The 18,697-nt window shown below is 51.4% G+C and carries 20 protein-coding genes; 16 read left to right on the top strand and 4 right to left on the bottom strand.

Translation table 11 applies throughout. From position 1 onward, the window contains the following. The first annotated feature begins 6 nt into the window (after positions 1–6). Positions 7–432 (top strand): TonB system transport protein ExbD, encoded by a 426-nt coding sequence (gene exbD, locus H9644_RS07525; protein WP_064529654.1) that lies wholly within the window; start codon positions 7–9, stop codon positions 430–432. Positions 433–591: 159 nt separating this feature from the next. Here exbD and yghA read toward each other — a convergent pair whose 3' ends face one another. After that, entirely contained in the window at positions 592–1,476 is an 885-nt protein-coding gene (gene yghA, locus H9644_RS07520) for an NADP(+)-dependent aldehyde reductase (protein ID WP_064529655.1), read from the bottom strand. 190 nt (positions 1,477–1,666) lie between these two features. Here yghA and H9644_RS07515 point away from each other — a divergent pair, with 190 nt between their 5' ends. Then, positions 1,667–2,161: a TIGR00645 family protein gene (locus tag H9644_RS07515; RefSeq protein WP_000439331.1), complete on the top strand. Its 495-nt coding sequence runs from the start codon at positions 1,667–1,669 to the stop codon at positions 2,159–2,161. A 39-nt stretch (positions 2,162–2,200) separates the two neighbouring features. On the opposite strand, the gene gpr is transcribed toward H9644_RS07515, so the two are convergent. Further along, entirely contained in the window at positions 2,201–3,241 is a 1,041-nt protein-coding gene (gene gpr, locus H9644_RS07510) for an L-glyceraldehyde 3-phosphate reductase (protein ID WP_191773988.1), read from the bottom strand. 156 nt (positions 3,242–3,397) lie between these two features. Between gpr and yghX the strand changes: the two genes are divergently transcribed. The 10 genes from yghX (at position 3,398) to hybG (ending at position 11,425) form a co-directional block, all read left to right on the top strand. Then, positions 3,398–4,285 carry a YghX family hydrolase gene (yghX, locus tag H9644_RS07505; protein WP_191773986.1) on the top strand — a complete coding sequence of 296 codons (888 nt, stop codon included), beginning with the start codon at positions 3,398–3,400 and terminating at the stop codon, positions 4,283–4,285. 118 nt (positions 4,286–4,403) lie between these two features. Then, the gene (yghW, locus tag H9644_RS07500; RefSeq protein ID WP_064529658.1) at positions 4,404–4,691 is read left to right on the top strand and encodes a DUF2623 family protein YghW; all 288 of its coding nucleotides are present in this window, start codon (positions 4,404–4,406) and stop codon (positions 4,689–4,691) included. 188 nt (positions 4,692–4,879) lie between these two features. Further along, positions 4,880–5,998 carry a hydrogenase 2 small subunit gene (hybO, locus tag H9644_RS07495; protein ID WP_000145410.1) on the top strand — a complete coding sequence of 373 codons (1,119 nt, stop codon included), beginning with the start codon at positions 4,880–4,882 and terminating at the stop codon, positions 5,996–5,998. Between the two features lie 2 nt (positions 5,999–6,000). Continuing rightward, a complete protein-coding gene (gene hybA / locus H9644_RS07490; RefSeq protein WP_001081870.1) occupies positions 6,001–6,987 on the top strand; it encodes a hydrogenase 2 operon protein HybA in 987 nt (328 codons plus the stop codon). Then, the gene (gene hybB, locus H9644_RS07485; RefSeq protein WP_000017694.1) at positions 6,977–8,155 is read left to right on the top strand and encodes a Ni/Fe-hydrogenase cytochrome b subunit; all 1,179 of its coding nucleotides are present in this window, start codon (positions 6,977–6,979) and stop codon (positions 8,153–8,155) included. Before hybA ends, hybB begins: the two co-directional genes overlap by 11 nt. After that, positions 8,152–9,855 carry a hydrogenase 2 large subunit gene (gene hybC, locus H9644_RS07480; protein ID WP_000083065.1) on the top strand — a complete coding sequence of 568 codons (1,704 nt, stop codon included), beginning with the start codon at positions 8,152–8,154 and terminating at the stop codon, positions 9,853–9,855. Before hybB ends, hybC begins: the two co-directional genes overlap by 4 nt. After that, positions 9,855–10,349 (top strand): HyaD/HybD family hydrogenase maturation endopeptidase, encoded by a 495-nt coding sequence (locus H9644_RS07475; protein ID WP_025238351.1) that lies wholly within the window; start codon positions 9,855–9,857, stop codon positions 10,347–10,349. The genes hybC and H9644_RS07475 overlap by 1 nt, the downstream gene beginning before the upstream one ends. Further along, a complete protein-coding gene (gene hybE, locus H9644_RS07470) occupies positions 10,342–10,830 on the top strand; it encodes a hydrogenase-2 assembly chaperone (protein WP_000134014.1) in 489 nt (162 codons plus the stop codon). Before H9644_RS07475 ends, hybE begins: the two co-directional genes overlap by 8 nt. Continuing rightward, positions 10,823–11,164, top strand: a complete 342-nt coding sequence (hypA, locus tag H9644_RS07465) for a hydrogenase maturation nickel metallochaperone HypA (protein ID WP_191773984.1) — start codon at positions 10,823–10,825, stop codon at positions 11,162–11,164. Before hybE ends, hypA begins: the two co-directional genes overlap by 8 nt. Positions 11,165–11,176: 12 nt before the next feature. Continuing rightward, positions 11,177–11,425: a hydrogenase maturation factor HybG gene (hybG, locus tag H9644_RS07460; protein WP_000334896.1), complete on the top strand. Its 249-nt coding sequence runs from the start codon at positions 11,177–11,179 to the stop codon at positions 11,423–11,425. Positions 11,426–11,547: 122 nt separating this feature from the next. On the opposite strand, the gene yghU is transcribed toward hybG, so the two are convergent. Beyond that, entirely contained in the window at positions 11,548–12,414 is an 867-nt protein-coding gene (yghU, locus tag H9644_RS07455) for a glutathione-dependent disulfide-bond oxidoreductase (protein WP_000131798.1), read from the bottom strand. 204 nt (positions 12,415–12,618) lie between these two features. Between yghU and gss the strand changes: the two genes are divergently transcribed. Beyond that, on the top strand, positions 12,619–14,478 hold the full coding sequence (gss, locus tag H9644_RS07450) for a bifunctional glutathionylspermidine amidase/synthase (RefSeq protein WP_191773982.1): 1,860 nt from the start codon (positions 12,619–12,621) through the stop codon (positions 14,476–14,478). Between the two features lie 302 nt (positions 14,479–14,780). Beyond that, complete coding sequence (pitB, locus tag H9644_RS07445; protein ID WP_191773980.1) at positions 14,781–16,280, top strand: inorganic phosphate transporter PitB; 1,500 nt, start codon at positions 14,781–14,783, stop codon at positions 16,278–16,280. A gap of 47 nt (positions 16,281–16,327) precedes the next feature. Here the strand turns inward: pitB and H9644_RS07440 are convergent, their stop codons facing one another. Next, positions 16,328–17,020 carry a dTMP kinase gene (locus H9644_RS07440; RefSeq protein WP_191773978.1) on the bottom strand — a complete coding sequence of 231 codons (693 nt, stop codon included), beginning with the start codon at positions 17,018–17,020 and terminating at the stop codon, positions 16,328–16,330. Between the two features lie 173 nt (positions 17,021–17,193). On the opposite strand from H9644_RS07440, the gene H9644_RS07435 reads away from it, so the two are divergent. Together H9644_RS07435 and H9644_RS07430 are read left to right on the top strand one after the other, a co-directional pair. After that, complete coding sequence (locus tag H9644_RS07435; protein WP_191773976.1) at positions 17,194–17,907, top strand: dTMP kinase; 714 nt, start codon at positions 17,194–17,196, stop codon at positions 17,905–17,907. A gap of 31 nt (positions 17,908–17,938) precedes the next feature. After that, on the top strand, positions 17,939–18,697 hold the full coding sequence (locus H9644_RS07430; RefSeq protein ID WP_191773974.1) for a nucleoside/nucleotide kinase family protein: 759 nt from the start codon (positions 17,939–17,941) through the stop codon (positions 18,695–18,697).

Genomic DNA, 18,697 nt, shown 5'->3' with positions numbered 1-18,697 from the left:
TGTCCGATGGCAATGCATCTTAACGAAAACCTCGATGATAACGGCGAAATGCATGATATCAACGTGACGCCGTTTATCGACGTGATGTTGGTTCTGCTGATTATCTTTATGGTGGCGGCACCGTTAGCGACGGTAGATGTGAAGGTGAACTTGCCTGCTTCTACCAGCACGCCGCAGCCACGCCCGGAAAAACCGGTTTACCTGTCAGTGAAGGCGGACAACTCAATGTTTATCGGTAACGATCCGGTCACCGATGAAACGATGGTTACGGCGCTGAATGCGTTAACTGAAGGTAAGAAAGACACCACCATCTTCTTCCGTGCAGATAAGACCGTCGACTACGAGATGTTGATGAAGGTAATGGATAAGCTGCATCAGGCAGGTTACCTGAAGATTGGTCTGGTCGGCGAAGAAACTGCCAGAGCGAAGTAAAGCAAAATTGCCTGATGCGCTACGCTTATCAGGCCTACAAAGTCTATTGCAACATGTTGAGTTTGCAGGGGCATGTAGGCCGGATAAGGCGTTTACACCGCATCTGGCAAGAGTTAAATGCACAATGACGCCCGGTTACTTTTACAACCGGGCATTTTTTTAGCCTAAATGTTCGCCGCCGCACACGCCGTGCACTTCTGCGGTGACGTAGCTCGACTCCTGACTTGCCAGATAAACATACACCGGAGCCAGTTCCGCCGGCTGCCCCGCACGTTTCATCGGCGTTTTCTGACCAAACTGTGGGATCTTATCCTGCGTCTGTCCGCCGGAAATTTGCAGTGCCGTCCAGATAGGGCCTGGTGCGACAATATTCACCCGAATGCCTTTCTCCGCGACCTGCTTCGCCAGACCACGGCTGTAGTTAAGAATCGCCGCCTTCGTAGCAGCATAGTCCAGCAAATGCGGGCTTGGCTGGTAGGCCTGGATTGACGAAGTGGTGATGATACTTGAGCCTTTCGGCAGCAGGGGAATTGCTTCCTGGGTTAGCCAGAACAGTGCGAAAACGTTAATAGCAAAAGTTTTTTGAAACTGCTCGCTGGTGAGATCTGCAATATCAGGAATGGCAACCTGTTTACCAGCGACCAGCGCCATAATATCCAGCCCGCCTAACGCGTTATGTGCTTCGTGAACCAGCGAACGGGCAAATTTCTCATCGCTTAAATCGCCCGGCAGCAGAAAGACTTTGCGTCCGCACTCTTCAATAATCTTTTTCACATCCTGGGCATCTTCTTCTTCCGCCGGAAGATAACTAATTGCCACGTCAGCGCCTTCACGCGCGTAAGCGATGGCGGCAGCGCGGCCGATTCCGGAATCGCCCCCAGTCACCAGTGCTTTACGATCTTTCAGGCGACCGCTACCAACATAGGTTTTCTCGCCGCAATCTGGCACGGGCGTCATCTTCGCCTGGATGCCGGGCGTTGGTTGTTTCTGTTTGGGATATTCACCAGAGTAATACTGTGTGGTGGGGTCTTTTAAATGAGACATCGCTTTTCTCCCTTCAGGTTCAACGTCCTTTAAGGGTAGATGCTCTCAATGCGTTGATTAGGGAACCAGGAAGATCCCTAAACCTCAGAATTATGCGACAAAGGTTTAACGTATATGTTGATTTGCTGTTGCGTGCTGTTTACTCAATTGCGATATACTGTTGCCCGTTTTAACTACACGACAGGAATGTATGGAACGTTTTCTTGAAAATGCAATGTATGCTTCTCGCTGGCTGCTTGCCCCCGTGTACTTTGGCCTTTCGCTGGCGCTGGTTGCCCTGGCGCTGAAGTTCTTTCAGGAGATTATTCACGTCCTGCCAAATATCTTCTCGATGGCGGAATCAGATTTGATCCTTGTGTTGCTGTCGCTGGTGGATATGACGCTGGTTGGCGGTCTGCTGGTGATGGTGATGTTTTCCGGTTATGAGAATTTCGTCTCGCAGCTGGATATCTCCGAGAACAAAGAGAAGCTGAACTGGCTGGGGAAAATGGACGCAACGTCGCTAAAAAACAAAGTGGCAGCGTCGATTGTGGCAATCTCTTCCATTCACTTACTGCGCGTCTTTATGGATGCGAAAAATGTCCCGGATAACAAACTGATGTGGTACGTCATTATCCATCTGACGTTTGTGCTTTCTGCATTTGTGATGGGCTATCTTGACCGATTGACTCGTCATAATCACTGATCTTATGCGGGCGCGGTTCTCGCGCCCGGTATGAATTTGTTATTTATCGGAAGACGCCTGCCACAGGTTTAGCTCGCCATCGGCGATATGCTGGTCAATCTGTGCCAGTTCTTCGGCACTAAACGCCAGATTATTCAATGCCTGCACGTTCTCCTCCAGTTGCTCCGGACGGCTGGCGCCAATCAATACCGACGTCACTCGATCGTCTTTCAGCAACCAGCTTAACGCCATTTGCGCCATAGACTGACCTCGCTGCTGTGCCATTTCATTCAATAGCCTCAGGCTGGTGAGATTCGCTTCGGTGAGCATTTTCGGTGTCAGGCCACGAACTTTATGACCTTCGCGATGCATCCGTGAATCTTCAGGAATACCGTTGAGATATTTTCCGGTCAGCAATCCCTGGGCCAGTGGGGTGAAAGCGATGCAGCCTACACCGTTATTTTCCAGAGTATCCAGCAGACCGCTTTTATCTACCCAGCGGTTGAGCAAATTGTATGAAGGTTGATGAATTAACAACGGAATTTTCCACTCGCGCAGCAACTCGACCATTTTTTGCGTCCGCTCAGACGAGTAAGAGGAGATCCCGACATACAGCGCCTTACCACTTTGCACGGCATGGGCCAACGCAGAAGCGGTTTCTTCCATCGGCGTATTTTCATCGACGCGGTGCGAGTAAAAGATATCGACATACTCAAGCCCCATACGCTTCAGGCTTTGGTCGAGGCTGGCAAGCAAGTATTTACGCGACCCGCCAGAGCCATACGGACCAGGCCACATATCATAGCCAGCTTTGGTGGAGATAATTAACTCGTCACGATAAGGCGCAAAATCTTCCCGTAATAGACGACCAAAATTCTCTTCCGCACTGCCAGGAGGCGGGCCGTAGTTGTTGGCTAAGTCGAAGTGAGTAATACCCAAATCAAAGGCTTTGCGCAGGATTGCACGCTGTGTTTCCAGCGCGTTGACGTGACCGAAATTGTGCCACAAACCGAGCGACAGGGCGGGCAGGCGTAAACCGCTTTTTCCGCAATAGCGGTACTGCATCTGCTCGTAACGTTCGGGATTCGCTAACCAGACCATGACATCTCCTTTCCATCGTTCAATTTCGAAACAATGTTTCTAGTCTAGCGATTTACCAGGACGTATCCCGTAGCATCGCTCACAGAGTGACGAAAAACTGGGCAAAAACACACGCTTATGCTTTGCTTAAAAAAACACCAACTGAGGAGTAAAACGATGCCGCGTTTGACCGCCAAAGATTTTCCGCAAGAGTTGCTGGATTACTACGACTATTACGCTCATGGGAAAATATCGAAACGTGAGTTCCTCAACCTGGCGGCGAAGTACGCGGTGGGCGGGATGACGGCGTTAGCGTTGTTTGAGTTGCTCAAACCAAATTACGCGTGGGCGACCCAGGTAGAGTTTACCGACCCGGAGATTGTCGCTGAGTACATTACATATCCGTCGCCAAATGGTCACGGCGAGGTACGCGGTTATCTGGTGAGGCCTGCGAAAATGAGCGACAAAACACCCGCTGTGGTGGTAGTGCATGAAAATCGTGGGCTGAATCCGTATATCGAAGATGTAGCACGGCGGGTAGCTAAAGCGGGATACATTGCTTTGGCCCCCGACGGTTTAAGTTCCGTTGGTGGTTACCCGGGAAATGATGATAAAGGCCGCGAGCTGCAACAGCAGATTGACCCAACCAAACTGATGAATGATTTCTTTGCCGCAATTGAGTTTATGCAACACTATCCCCAGGCCTCGGGCAAAGTTGGCATAACCGGATTTTGCTATGGTGGTGGCGTCTCGAACGCAGCAGCGGTGGCATATCCGGAACTGGCCTGCGCGGTGCCATTTTATGGTCGCCAGGCACCCACCGCCGATGTGGCAAAGATAGAAGCGCCTTTACTGCTCCACTATGCTGAACTGGACACGCGAATCAACGAAGGCTGGCCTGCTTATGAGGCGGCGTTGAAGGCCAATGACAAAGTCTATGAAGCGTATATTTATCCGGGGGTTAACCACGGATTCCATAATGATTCCACGCCACGTTATGACAAATCAGCCGCCGATCTTGCCTGGCAAAGGACGCTGACATGGTTCGATAAATATCTTTCCTGATGAGTTTATCCCTTAAAGGATAACGTCCTACATGAGCAGGAAAAAATAGCGTGCGTTAAAGTCGGAGTTTGCCTAAAATATCGCTATATATGTTTATATATAGCGATTGAGGTAAACGATGAATAACCATTTCGGTAAAGGTTTAATGGCGGGATTAAAAGCCACGCATGCCGACAGTGCGGTTAATGTGACTAAATTTTGCGCCGATTATAAACGTGGTTTTGTATTAGGCTACTCGCACCGGATGTATGAAAAGACCGGTGATCGCCAGCTTTGCGCCTGGGAAGCGGGTATTCTGACGCGCCGTTATGGGCTGGATAAAGAGATGGTAATGGATTTCTTTCGTGAGAATAATTCCTGTTCTACGTTGCGTTTTTTTATGGCCGGTTATCGCCTCGAAAATTGATCAAACATACGTATTATCTTGCTTTAATTAATTACACTAATGCTTATTCCCTTCGTTTTAGCGCCCCGCCGCAGTATCATTGCGATGATAACCATAATAAATGTGTGGTAAATGGCGCATCGATCGCATTATTGATTTTGCGATTGACGCAAAATATATGCCAGGTCTTCGCAACGGAATAACTATAAATGACTGGAGATAACACCCTCATCCATTCTCACGGCATTAATCGTCGTGATTTCATGAAGCTTTGTGCAGCATTAGCCGCCACCATGGGGTTAAGTAGCAAAGCCGCCGCAGAGATGGCCGAATCGGTCACTAACCCGCAGCGCCCGCCGGTTATCTGGATTGGCGCGCAGGAGTGCACCGGTTGCACGGAATCTCTGCTTCGTGCAACGCATCCTACGGTAGAAAACCTCGTGCTGGAGACTATCTCTCTGGAATATCACGAAGTGCTCTCCGCCGCCTTCGGCCATCAGGTTGAAGAGAACAAACATAACGCGCTCGAGAAATACAAAGGGCAGTATGTGTTGGTTGTGGATGGTTCCATCCCATTAAAAGATAACGGTATTTATTGCATGGTTGCCGGTGAGCCGATTGTGGACCACATCCGCAAAGCGGCAGAAGGCGCAGCAGCAATTATCGCTATCGGTTCCTGCTCCGCGTGGGGCGGTGTCGCCGCGGCTGGGGTTAACCCAACCGGCGCGGTCAGCCTGCAAGAAGTTCTGCCAGGCAAAACCGTAATCAATATTCCTGGCTGCCCGCCGAACCCACACAACTTCCTCGCGACCGTTGCGCACATCATTACTTACGGCAAACCGCCGAAGCTGGATGACAAAAACCGTCCGACCTTCGCCTATGGTCGTCTGATTCACGAACACTGTGAACGTCGCCCACACTTCGATGCTGGTCGTTTTGCGAAAGAGTTCGGCGATGAAGGCCACCGCGAAGGCTGGTGCCTGTACCACCTCGGCTGTAAAGGGCCAGAAACTTACGGCAACTGCTCAACGCTGCAATTCTGCGACGTTGGCGGCGTGTGGCCGGTGGCAATTGGTCACCCGTGCTACGGCTGTAACGAAGAAGGTATCGGCTTCCATAAAGGCATCCATCAGCTTGCCAACGTCGAAAACCAAACGCCGCGTTCACAAAAACCGGACGTCAACGCGAAAGAAGGCGGCAACGTCTCTGCGGGCGCTATCGGTTTGCTCGGCGGCGTGGTTGGGCTGGTTGCCGGTGTCAGCGTGATGGCGGTGCGTGAACTGGGTCGTCAGCAAAAGAAAGATAACGCTGACTCACGGGGAGAATAACCGTGAACAGACGTAATTTTATTAAAGCAGCCTCCTGCGGGGCATTGCTGACGGGCGCGTTGCCGTCTGTCAGCCATGCGGCTGCTGAAAACCGCCCGCCAATTCCGGGATCGCTGGGTATGTTGTACGACTCGACCTTGTGCGTAGGCTGCCAGGCTTGCGTCACTAAGTGTCAGGATATCAACTTCCCTGAACGTAACCCACAAGGGGAACAGACCTGGTCGAACAACGACAAACTGTCGCCGTATACCAATAACATCATTCAGGTGTGGACCAGCGGCACTGGCGTCAACAAAGACCAGGAGGAGAACGGCTACGCGTACATTAAGAAACAGTGTATGCACTGCGTCGATCCGAACTGTGTCTCCGTGTGCCCGGTTTCTGCACTGAAAAAAGATCCGAAAACCGGCATTGTCCATTACGACAAAGACGTGTGCACCGGCTGTCGTTACTGCATGGTTGCCTGTCCGTACAACGTACCGAAGTACGACTACAACAACCCGTTTGGTGCGCTGCATAAATGTGAGCTGTGCAACCAGAAAGGTGTGGAACGCCTCGATAAAGGCGGTCTGCCAGGTTGCGTAGAAGTGTGTCCGGCGGGGGCGGTGATTTTTGGTACGCGTGAAGAGCTGATGGCTGAGGCGAAAAAACGTCTGGCACTGAAGCCTGGTAGCGAATATCACTATCCGCGTCAGACGCTGAAATCTGGCGACACTTACCTGCACACGGTGCCGAAATATTATCCGCATCTGTACGGCGAGAAAGAGGGCGGCGGTACTCAGGTTCTGGTACTGACGGGTGTTCCTTATGAAAATCTCGACCTGCCGAAGTTGGACGATCTTTCAACTGGCGCGCGTTCAGAAAATATTCAACACACCCTGTATAAAGGCATGATGCTACCACTGGCTGTGCTGGCGGGCTTAACCGTGCTGGTTCGTCGCAACACCAAAAACGACCATCACGACGGAGGAGACGATCATGAGTCATGATCCACAACCGCTGGGCGGCAAAATCATCAGTAAACCGGTCATGATTTTTGGACCGTTAATCGTCATCTGTATGCTCCTGATTGTGAAGCGTCTGGTGTTCGGTCTGGGCTCTGTCTCCGACCTGAACGGCGGCTTCCCGTGGGGCGTGTGGATCGCGTTTGACCTGTTGATCGGCACCGGCTTTGCCTGTGGCGGCTGGGCGCTGGCGTGGGCGGTGTACGTCTTTAACCGTGGGCAATACCATCCGCTGGTGCGTCCGGCGCTGTTGGCGAGTCTGTTCGGTTACTCACTGGGGGGCTTGTCGATCACCATCGACGTTGGTCGTTACTGGAACCTGCCGTACTTCTACATTCCGGGTCACTTCAACGTGAACTCGGTACTGTTCGAGACGGCGGTCTGTATGACCATCTACATCGGCGTGATGGCACTGGAGTTTGCTCCGGCACTGTTTGAACGCCTGGGCTGGAAGGTTTCGCTCAAGCGTCTGAACAAGGTGATGTTCTTCATCATCGCTCTCGGCGCGCTGTTGCCGACCATGCACCAGTCTTCAATGGGGTCGCTGATGATCTCTGCGGGCTACAAAGTGCATCCGCTGTGGCAGAGCTATGAAATGTTGCCGTTGTTCTCGCTGTTGACGGCGTTCATCATGGGCTTCTCGATTGTCATCTTTGAAGGTTCGCTGGTGCAGGCGGGTCTGCGTGGCAATGGTCCGGATGAAAAGAGCCTGTTCGTCAAGCTGACGAATACCATCAGCGTACTGCTGGCGATTTTCATCGTGCTGCGCTTTGGCGAACTTATCTATCGCGACAAGCTGTCGTTAGCGTTTGCCGGTGACTTCTACTCCGTCATGTTCTGGATTGAAGTCCTGCTGATGCTCTTCCCGCTGGTCGTTCTGCGTGTGGCGAAGCTGCGTAATGATTCCCGCATGTTGTTCCTGTCAGCACTGAGCGCACTGTTAGGTTGTGCAACCTGGCGTTTGACCTATTCGCTGGTGGCATTCAACCCGGGCGGCGGTTACGCCTACTTCCCGACCTGGGAAGAACTGTTGATTTCTATTGGTTTTGTGGCTATTGAGATTTGCGCTTACATCGTACTCATTCGTCTACTGCCGATACTTCCTCCTTTAAAACAAAACGATCATAATCGTCATGAGGCGAGCAAAGCATGAGCCAGAGAATTACTATTGATCCGGTAACCCGAATTGAAGGGCATTTACGCATCGATTGCGAAATCGAAAATGGCGTCGTTTCGAAAGCATGGGCTTCCGGTACCATGTGGCGCGGCATGGAAGAGATCGTGAAAAACCGCGATCCGCGCGATGCATGGATGATTGTGCAACGTATCTGTGGCGTATGTACCACCACTCACGCGCTGTCTTCCGTACGTGCGGCAGAGAGCGCGCTGAATATCGACGTTCCGGTAAACGCCCAGTACATTCGTAACATTATTCTGGCTGCGCACACCACGCATGACCATATCGTTCATTTCTATCAGCTTTCGGCGCTGGACTGGGTGGATATCACTTCTGCACTGCAAGCGGATCCAACCAAAGCCTCCGAAATGCTGAAAGGCGTTTCGACCTGGCACCTGAACAGTCCGGAAGAGTTCACCAAAGTTCAGAACAAGATCAAAGATCTGGTTGCCAGCGGTCAGTTGGGTATTTTTGCCAATGGCTACTGGGGTCACCCGGCGATGAAACTGCCACCGGAAGTGAACCTGATTGCGGTTGCGCACTACCTGCAGGCGCTGGAGTGCCAGCGTGACGCTAACCGCGTTGTGGCGCTGCTGGGCGGTAAAACGCCGCACATTCAGAACCTGGCGGTAGGCGGCGTTGCGAACCCGATCAACCTTGACGGTCTGGGCGTACTGAACCTCGAACGCCTGATGTACATCAAGTCCTTCATCGACAAACTGAGCGACTTTGTTGAGCAGGTTTACAAGGTTGATACCGCAGTTATCGCCGCGTTCTACCCGGAATGGCTGACTCGCGGCAAAGGTGCGGTGAACTACCTGAGCGTGCCGGAATTCCCGACCGACAGCAAAAACGGCAGCTTCCTGTTCCCGGGCGGCTACATTGAGAATGCGGATCTGTCCTCGTATCGTCCAATCACTTCCCATTCCGATGAATACCTGATCAAAGGGATTCAGGAAAGCGCGAAGCACTCCTGGTATAAAGACGAAGCGCCGCAGGCACCGTGGGAAGGTACGACCATTCCGGCTTACGACGGTTGGTCTGACGACGGTAAATACTCCTGGGTGAAATCGCCGACTTTCTACGGCAAAACGGTAGAAGTGGGGCCGCTGGCTAACATGTTGGTGAAACTGGCTGCTGGTCGCGAATCTACTCAGAACAAACTGAATGAAATCGTTGCGATTTATCAGAAACTGACTGGCAACACGCTGGAAGTGGCACAACTGCACTCTACGCTGGGCCGTATTATTGGTCGTACCGTTCACTGCTGCGAATTGCAGGATATCTTGCAAAATCAATACAGTGCACTGATCACCAATATCGGCAAAGGCGATCACACCACCTTTGTGAAGCCGAACATTCCGGCAACGGGCGAGTTCAAAGGCGTTGGCTTCCTCGAAGCGCCGCGCGGTATGCTCTCCCACTGGATGGTTATTAAAGACGGTATTATCAGCAACTACCAGGCGGTCGTTCCGTCAACCTGGAACTCCGGCCCGCGTAACTTCAATGATGATGTTGGTCCGTACGAGCAGTCGCTGGTGGGCACGCCGGTTGCCGATCCGAATAAACCGCTGGAAGTGGTGCGTACCATTCACTCCTTCGACCCGTGCATGGCCTGTGCGGTACACGTAGTGGATGCTGACGGCAACGAAGTGGTTTCAGTGAAGGTTCTGTAATGCGTATTTTAGTCTTAGGGGTCGGCAATATTTTGCTGACCGATGAAGCCATCGGTGTGCGGATTGTCGAAGCGTTAGAGCAACGATACATTCTGCCGGATTATGTTGAAATCCTTGATGGCGGCACGGCGGGAATGGAGCTGCTTGGCGACATGGCAAATCGCGATCATCTGATTATCGCCGATGCCATTGTGTCGAAAAAGAACGCGCCGGGAACGATGATGATCCTGCGGGATGAAGAAGTTCCGGCGTTGTTTACCAACAAAATCTCTCCGCATCAGCTTGGCCTGGCCGACGTCTTGTCGGCCCTGCGCTTCACCGGTGAGTTTCCGAAAAAGCTGACTCTGGTCGGCGTGATCCCGGAATCGCTGGAGCCGCACATCGGCTTAACGCCGACGGTTGAAGCAATGATTGAACCTGCGCTTGAGCAGGTTCTGGCTGCGTTGCGAGAATCAGGCGTGGAAGCCATCCCACGGGAGGTAGCTCATGACTGAGGAGATAGCAGGTTTCCAGACCTCCCCGAAGGCGCAAGTACAGGCAGCGTTTGAAGAAATTGCCCGGCGTTCGATGCACGATCTCTCTTTTCTGCATCCTTCAATGCCGGTGTATGTTTCCGACTTTACGCTGTTCGAAGGTCAGTGGACGGGGTGTGTAATCACCCCGTGGATGCTGAGTGCAGTTATCTTCCCTGGCCCGGATCAACTCTGGCCGCTGCGCAAAGTGAGTGAAAAAATCGGTCTGCAACTGCCGTACGGCACCATGACCTTTACCGTTGGCGAACTGGACGGTGTTTCGCAATACCTCTCCTGCTCGCTGATGTCACCGCTTTCGCACAGCATGTCGATTGAAGAGGGCCAACGCCTGACGGATGACTGCGCGCGAATGATCCTTTCGCTGCCGGTCACCAATCCGGATGTGCCACATGCAGGGCGTCGCGCCCTGCTGTTTGGCCGCAGGAGTGGCGAAAATGCATGAGTTGTCGCTTTGCCAGAGCGCCGTTGAAATTATCCAACGGCAGGCGGAGCAGCACGATGTTAAGCGCGTCACCGCCGTGTGGCTGGAAATTGGCGCGCTCTCCTGCGTTGAGGAGAGCGCCGTCCGTTTTAGTTTTGAAATCGTCTGCCAGGGAACGGTGGCGCAAGGGTGCGATTTACATATCGTCTATAAACCCGCCCAGGCCTGGTGCTGGGATTGTAGCCAGGTGGTGGAGATTCATCAGCACGATACGCAATGCCCGCTCTGTCTCGGCGAGCGGTTGCGTGTCGATACCGGCGATTCGCTGATCGTCAAAAGTATTGAAGTTGAATAACCGGAGTTAACAATGTGTATTGGCGTTCCAGGCCAGGTGCTGGCTGTCGGTGAAGATATTCACCAACTTGCGCAGGTTGAAGTATGTGGTATCAAGCGCGACGTGAATATCGCGCTGATTTGCGAAGGTAACCCTGCCGATCTGCTGGGCCAATGGGTGCTGGTGCACGTCGGATTTGCTATGAGCATCATCGACGAAGATGAAGCCAAAGCCACATTAGACGCACTGCGCCAAATGGATTACGACATTACCAGCGCGTGATGGGTAGCTTTCGTAGGCCTGATAAGACGCGGCAGCGTCGCATCAGGCATTGTGCTTGATTACCGGATGCGGCGTGAACGCCTTATCCAGCCTGGATGGCTTGCTGCGATATGCACCAACCTTTACCCCTGACGCTTATCTTCCGTATTTGTCTCGAAATCACTGGCGTCATGGCGCTCATGCAACTGCTCGTTCAGCGGCCCGTTGGTGCGGTTAACAATACGCCCACGCTTCACTGCCGGACGTTCGCCCACTTCTTTCGCCCAGCGTTGCACGTGCTTATAACTGCCCGCATCAAGAAACTCTGCGGCATCATACACGCCACCTAACACCACGTTGCCAAACCACGGCCAGATTGCCATATCAGCAATGGTGTACTCATCGCCCGCAACAAACTTATGCTGCGCCAGTTGCTTATCCAGCACGTCGAGCAGACGCTTGGCTTCCATGGTAAAGCGGTTAATAGCGTACTCAATTTTCACTGGCGCGTAATGGTAAAAGTGACCAAAACCACCGCCGAGGAATGGCGCCGCGCCCTGTAACCAGAACAACCAGTTGAGCGTTTCAGTTCGCTTCGCCAGATCCTGCGGCAGGAAATAGCCAAATTTTTCGGCCAGATAAAGCAGAATCGATCCTGACTCAAAAACGCGGATCGGCGGGTTGTGTGTATGATCGCGCAGAGCTGGAATTTTCGAGTTCGGGTTCACTTCCACAAAACCGCTGGAGAATTGATCGCCATCGCCAATACGAATTAGCCAGGCGTCGTACTCTGCACCGGTAACGCCCAGCGCCAGCAGCTCCTCAAGCATAATCGTGACTTTCTGACCGTTCGGCGTTCCCAGTGAATAAAGTTGCAATGGGTGTTTGCCAACGGGCAGCGTTTTCTCATGCGTCGGGCCAGAAACCGGGCGATTGATATTGGCGAACGCGCCGCCAGCGGATTTATCCCACGTCCAGACTTTCGCGGGCTGATAAGTATTGTCTGTCATAGTGAGTTGCCTTCTGAGTGGTAGTGTTGAAGCAGTGTAGCAGGTCACTTGCTGTACAGAATGTGAATTTTTTAACCCTTTGCGCCAGCCGCTGCGTTGAGGTGTATGATAAGTCTAACCTCTGTCCGGTTAATGTCCCTGAGCAGGTAATCAGAGCACAACAATTACGCCAACTGCTTAGGTTGTATTGTTAAAGGTAAAGTGATGAGCAAAGGAACGACCAGCCAGGATGCCCCGTTCGGGACGTTATTGGGCTACGCCCCCGGTGGGGTAGCAATCTACTCTTCAGATTACAGTTCTCTCGATCCGCAGGAATACGAAGATGACGCCGTATTTCGTAGCTATATCGACGACGAATATATGGGCCACAAATGGCAATGCGTTGAATTTGCTCGCCGTTTTCTCTTTCTGAACTACGGCGTGGTCTTCACTGACGTGGGTATGGCGTGGGAGATTTTCTCGCTGCGCTTCCTGCGTGAAGTGGTTAATGACAACATTCTGCCATTGCAGGCATTTCCTAACGGCTCGCCGCGTGCGCCGGTTGCGGGCGCGCTTCTTATCTGGGATAAAGGCGGTGAATTTAAAGACACCGGCCATGTCGCTATCATTACGCAATTGCACGGCAACAAAGTCCGTATTGCGGAACAGAACGTGATTCATTCCCCGTTGCCACAAGGGCAACAGTGGACGCGCGAGCTGGAAATGGTGGTAGAAAACGGCTGCTATACCCTCAAAGACACCTTCGATGACACCACCATTCTGGGCTGGATGATCCAGACGGAAGATACCGAATACAGCTTGCCACAGCCGGAAATTGCAGGCGATTTGTTGAAGATCAGCGGAGCGCGACTGGAAAACAAAGGCCAGTTTGACGGTAAATGGTTGGATGAAAAAGATCCGCTGCAAAACGCCTACGTGCAGGCGAACGGTCAGGTGATCAATCAGGATCCGTATCATTACTACACCATTACGGAGAGCGCTGAACAGGAACTGGTTAAAGCCACCAACGAGCTGCACCTGATGTATCTCCACGCCACCGATAAAGTGCTGAAAGATGACAATCTGCTGGCGCTGTTCGACATTCCGAAAATTCTCTGGCCGCGTTTGCGCCTCTCCTGGCAGCGCCGTCGCCACCATATGATCACCGGTCGTATGGATTTCTGTATGGATGAACGTGGCCTGAAGGTCTACGAATACAACGCCGATTCCGCCTCCTGTCATACTGAAGCAGGCTTAATCCTCGAACGTTGGGCGGAGCAGGGCTATAAAGGTAACGGCTTCAATCCGGCGGAAGGGCTGATTAACGAACTGGCTGGCGCGTGGAAACACAGTCGTGCTCGTCCGTTTGTCCATATCATGCAGGACAAAGATATTGAGGAGAACTATCACGCTCAGTTTATGGAGCAGGCGCTGCAACAGGCAGGTTTTGAAACGCATATCTTGCGCGGGTTAGATGAACTGGGCTGGGATGCTGCCGGGCAACTGATTGATGGGGAAGGACGACTGGTTAACTGCGTGTGGAAGACCTGGGCGTGGGAAACGGCGTTTGATCAGATTCGTGAAGTCAGTGACCGTGAATTTGCTGCGGTCCCGATTCGCACTGGTCACCCGCAAAATGAAGTGCGCCTGATCGACGTTCTGCTACGCCCGGAAGTGCTGGTCTTTGAACCGCTTTGGACGGTGATCCCTGGCAACAAAGCGATTCTGCCAATTCTCTGGTCGCTGTTCCCGCATCATCGTTATCTGCTGGATACCGATTTCACTGTTAATGATGAACTGGTGAAAACCGGTTACGCAGTGAAACCGATTGCCGGGCGCTGTGGTAGCAATATCGACCTGGTCAGCCATCATGAAGAGGTGCTCGACCAAACCAGCGGTAAATTTGCCGAGCAGAAAAATATCTACCAGCAACTGTGGTGTCTGCCAAAAGTGGACGGTAAATACATTCAGGTATGTACCTTCACCGTGGGCGGCAACTACGGTGGAACTTGTTTGCGCGGCGATGAATCACTGGTCATCAAAAAAGAGAGTGATATTGAACCTTTAATTGTGATGAAAGAGTAATAGACTTTTTCGCGAACCCGTGCTGATTATCAAAAATAATCAGCACGGAAAATCGTTCATAGAACACTCGAAATATTGAATATTGTAATACATGAAGTTAATAAATTCACAATGCGAATGTATTAATGATTGAAATGATTCGCCATTAATTATTTCTTAAAATTTTGAATGACAACTTATTATCTGATACTAAAGCAATATCACTCTTTTTATCGCTAAAAGATGATATTTCACTTTGCCCACGCCGTTAAAGTCACTGATAATGCGTCCGTTCGTAAATTCAAAATGGCGTAATCTAATATATGCTAAATTTATTTGTTGGCCTTGATATATACACGGGGCTTTTGTTATTACTTGCTCTGGCATTTGTGTTGTTCTACGAAGCAATCAATGGTTTTCATGACACGGCGAATGCGGTGGCAACCGTTATTTATACTCGTGCCATGCAGCCACAGCTTGCCGTAGTGATGGCGGCATTTTTTAACTTTTTTGGCGTGTTATTAGGCGGACTCAGTGTCGCTTATGCCATCGTCCATATGTTGCCAACCGATTTGTTGCTGAATATGGGGTCAACTCACGGTCTGGCGATGGTCTTTTCCATGCTGCTGGCGGCGATTATCTGGAATCTGGGAACGTGGTTCTTTGGTTTACCAGCCTCCAGTTCGCACACTTTGATTGGCGCGATTATCGGCATCGGTTTAACCAATGCGCTGTTAACCGGTTCATCGGTGATGGATGCGTTAAACCTGCGTGAAGTGACCAAGATTTTCTCCTCGCTGATTGTCTCCCCAATTGTGGGGCTGGTGATTGCGGGAGGACTGATTTTCCTGCTGCGCCGTTTCTGGAGCGGGACGAAAAAGCGTGACCGTATTCACCGTATTCCTGAAGATCGCAAAAAGAAAAAGGGCAAACGTAAGCCGCCATTCTGGACGCGTATTGCGCTGATTGTTTCCGCGGCGGGTGTGGCATTTTCACATGGCGCGAACGACGGACAGAAAGGGATCGGCCTGGTGATGCTGGTACTGGTGGGGATTGCCCCTGCTGGTTTCGTCGTCAATATGAACGCGTCTGGCTATGAAATTACACGTACCCGCGATGCTGTCACCAACTTCGAACACTATCTGCTACAGCATCCTGAACTGCCGCAAAAGTTGATTGCGATGGAACCTCCATTGCCAGCGGCATCGACTGATGGCACGCAAGTGACGGAGTTCCATTGTCATCCGGCAAATACCTTTGATGCGATTGCGCGTGTTAAAACGATGCTGCCGGGCAATATGGAAAGCTACGAACCGTTAAACGTGAGTCAACGCAGTCAGCTACGCCGGATTATGCTTTGTATCTCTGATACCTCTGCGAAGCTGGCGAAACTGCCTGGCGTCAGCAAAGAGGACCAGAACCTGCTGAAAAAACTGCGCAGCGATATGTTAAGCACCATTGAATATGCTCCAGTGTGGATAATCATGGCGGTGGCTTTAGCGCTCGGTATTGGCACCATGATTGGCTGGCGTCGTGTAGCGATGACCATCGGTGAGAAAATTGGTAAGCGCGGCATGACTTATGCGCAAGGGATGGCGGCGCAGATGACGGCGGCGGTATCAATTGGTCTTGCCAGCTACATCGGTATGCCTGTTTCCACAACTCACGTACTCTCTTCTGCGGTGGCGGGGACGATGGTGGTGGATGGCGGTGGGTTACAGCGTAAAACGGTAACCAGTATCCTGATGGCGTGGGTGTTTACCTTACCGGCGGCGATTTTTCTGTCTGGTAGTCTGTACTGGATTGCATTGCAGCTTATTTAACCTTCCTGATAATGCCCGGTCCTGCGATCGGGCATTATCACTTCTGACTAGCGATAACCTCGCGCCGTCATAAAATCCGTAATCGCTTTTTCTGCATCAACCAGCACTTGTTCCAGTGGCTGATTGGCATCGATATCAACCAGTTGCGCACCGCCAAAGGTTAACTGTGGCGTTATGGCAATCTTCCTTTCCAGCGATTCCCTTTTGTGGTCAGGCTTACGCGCGCAGGCCACGTCCAGAGAGACATTGAGTTTGATGACCAGATCAGGCTTATGGCTCGCCATCCAGTGAAATGCTTTACGTTCCTGACTTGCCAGCCATGAGACAAAACGACCACCTTCAACGTTAGGCGGGAACACCGTGCCATCATAAGCGCCAGGAATTTGGTCCTGCGGATAACGGTCGGTTAAAACAATTAACCCGCGACGACGACAGGCAAGCATATGACGAAAGCGTAGCAAGCGACGGGCGACGAACGCTGTAATCACCAACGCCGGAACTGGCCCCGGTAATTTTTTCGCTGTTTTTACTTTATTGCGTTCAATAGATTTATTAAGCGATTTTCCCATTAAGGGCAGTTTTACCACTGCACGACCGACATTTCCGGCTTGTTTTCCGAGATGAACTCTTTCTGCGGCACCATATTTTTCGACAACGGTAATGAGATGTTCACAAACCGTTGACTTGCCTGAACCATCACTACCAATAACGGCTATTAATGGAGGTGTTATTGACTGCATGAATATATCCTTAAATTTAAATATCCATCCAAAATATTTATCTGGTTAATATGTTTTTATGAAAACGTAATTCAGGTCAATGCCACAATTAACCATTGTCACAATAAGGTTGAACGGATATTCTGAGCACGGACCACGTAATATTCAATACATTATTTGCTGCCGGGTTTTTCGTGAATCAACGTAATATGTCAATAATTAATTCCATGCCAGTGCGTGTTATTGCCATTGTGGGATGTGATGGTTCAGGTAAATCGACCCTCACGGCAAGCCTGGTGAATGAACTGGCAGCAATAATGCCAACAGAACAAATCTATCTTGGGCAATCTTCCGGGCGAATTGGCGAATGGATTTCACAGCTCCCTATAATTGGCGCCCCTTTTGGGCGTTATCTGCGGGGTAAGGCAGCTCATGTGCATGAAAAGCCCTCAACGCCACCCGGCAATATTACCGCGCTGGTTATCTATTTGCTTTCCTGCTGGCGGGCGTACAAGTTTCACAAAATGCTGAGAAAAAGCCAGCACGGTTTATTGTTGATTACCGACCGCTACCCGCAGGTTGAAGTTCCTGGCTTTCGTTTTGATGGCCCGCAACTGGCTAAAACTAAAGGCGGTAATGGTTGGGTAAAAATGTTAAGGCAGCGCGAGATGAAGCTGTACCAATGGATGGCGTCTTATTTGCCCGTATTGTTGATTCGTCTTGGCATTGATGAACAAACCGCGTTTTCGCGTAAACCTGACCATCAACTGGTGGCGTTACAGGAAAAAATCGCCGTTACGCCGCAACTGACTTTCAACGGCGCCAGGATCCTTGAACTGGATGGTCGGCAACCAGCCGATGAAATCCTGCAAGCGTCACTACACGCAATTCACGCCGCACTTTCCTGATCACCAAAATGGATAGGGGATGATTTAAAGAATGGATGCACTACAAACGCAATCTGTTAACAGCACCACCGCGCCGCAGCCCAGCTACATTCCGGGGCTAATTGCTGTGGTCGGGTGCGATGGCACCGGTAAATCCACGCTAACCAACGATCTGGTGAAATCATTACAACAGCACTGGCAAACCGAGCGGCGATATCTGGGGCTGCTCTCCGGCGAAGACGGCGACAAAATCAAACGATTGCCGTTGGTTGGTGTCTGGCTGGAGCGGCGACTGGCGGCAAAATCCTCGAAAACCCAAAGCATGAAAACTCGCTCTCCGGCGCTCTGGGCGGCGGTGATTATGTACTGCTTTTCACTGCGGCGAATGGCGAATCTGCGTAAGGTCCAGCGACTGGCGCAAAGCGGTGTTCTGGTGGTCAGCGATCGCTTTCCGCAGGCGGAAATTTCCGGCTTTTATTATGACGGGCCGGGGATTGGCGTCGAACGTGCAACCGGGAAAATCAACCAATTTCTGGCGCAGCGCGAGCGACAGTTATACCAACAAATGGCGCAGTATCGCCCTGAATTAATCATTCGTTTGGGGATTGATATTGATACTGCCATCTCCCGCAAGCCTGACCATGACTATGCCGAGTTGCAGGACAAAATCGGCGTCATGTCGAAGATTGGCTATAACGGCACAAAAATTTTAGAGATTGATTCCAGAGCGCCCTACAGCGAAGTGCTGGAACAGGCACAGAAAGCGGTTTCTCTGGTTGCCATCGTTTCTGATCGCCGAAGCTTGACTTAA

The organism is Escherichia whittamii (genome assembly GCF_014836715.1).
Taxonomy (GTDB): Bacteria; Pseudomonadota; Gammaproteobacteria; order Enterobacterales; family Enterobacteriaceae; genus Escherichia; species Escherichia whittamii.
The sequence above is the reverse complement of the archived record's forward strand: the minus strand, read 5'-3'. Positions and strand labels throughout refer to the sequence as shown.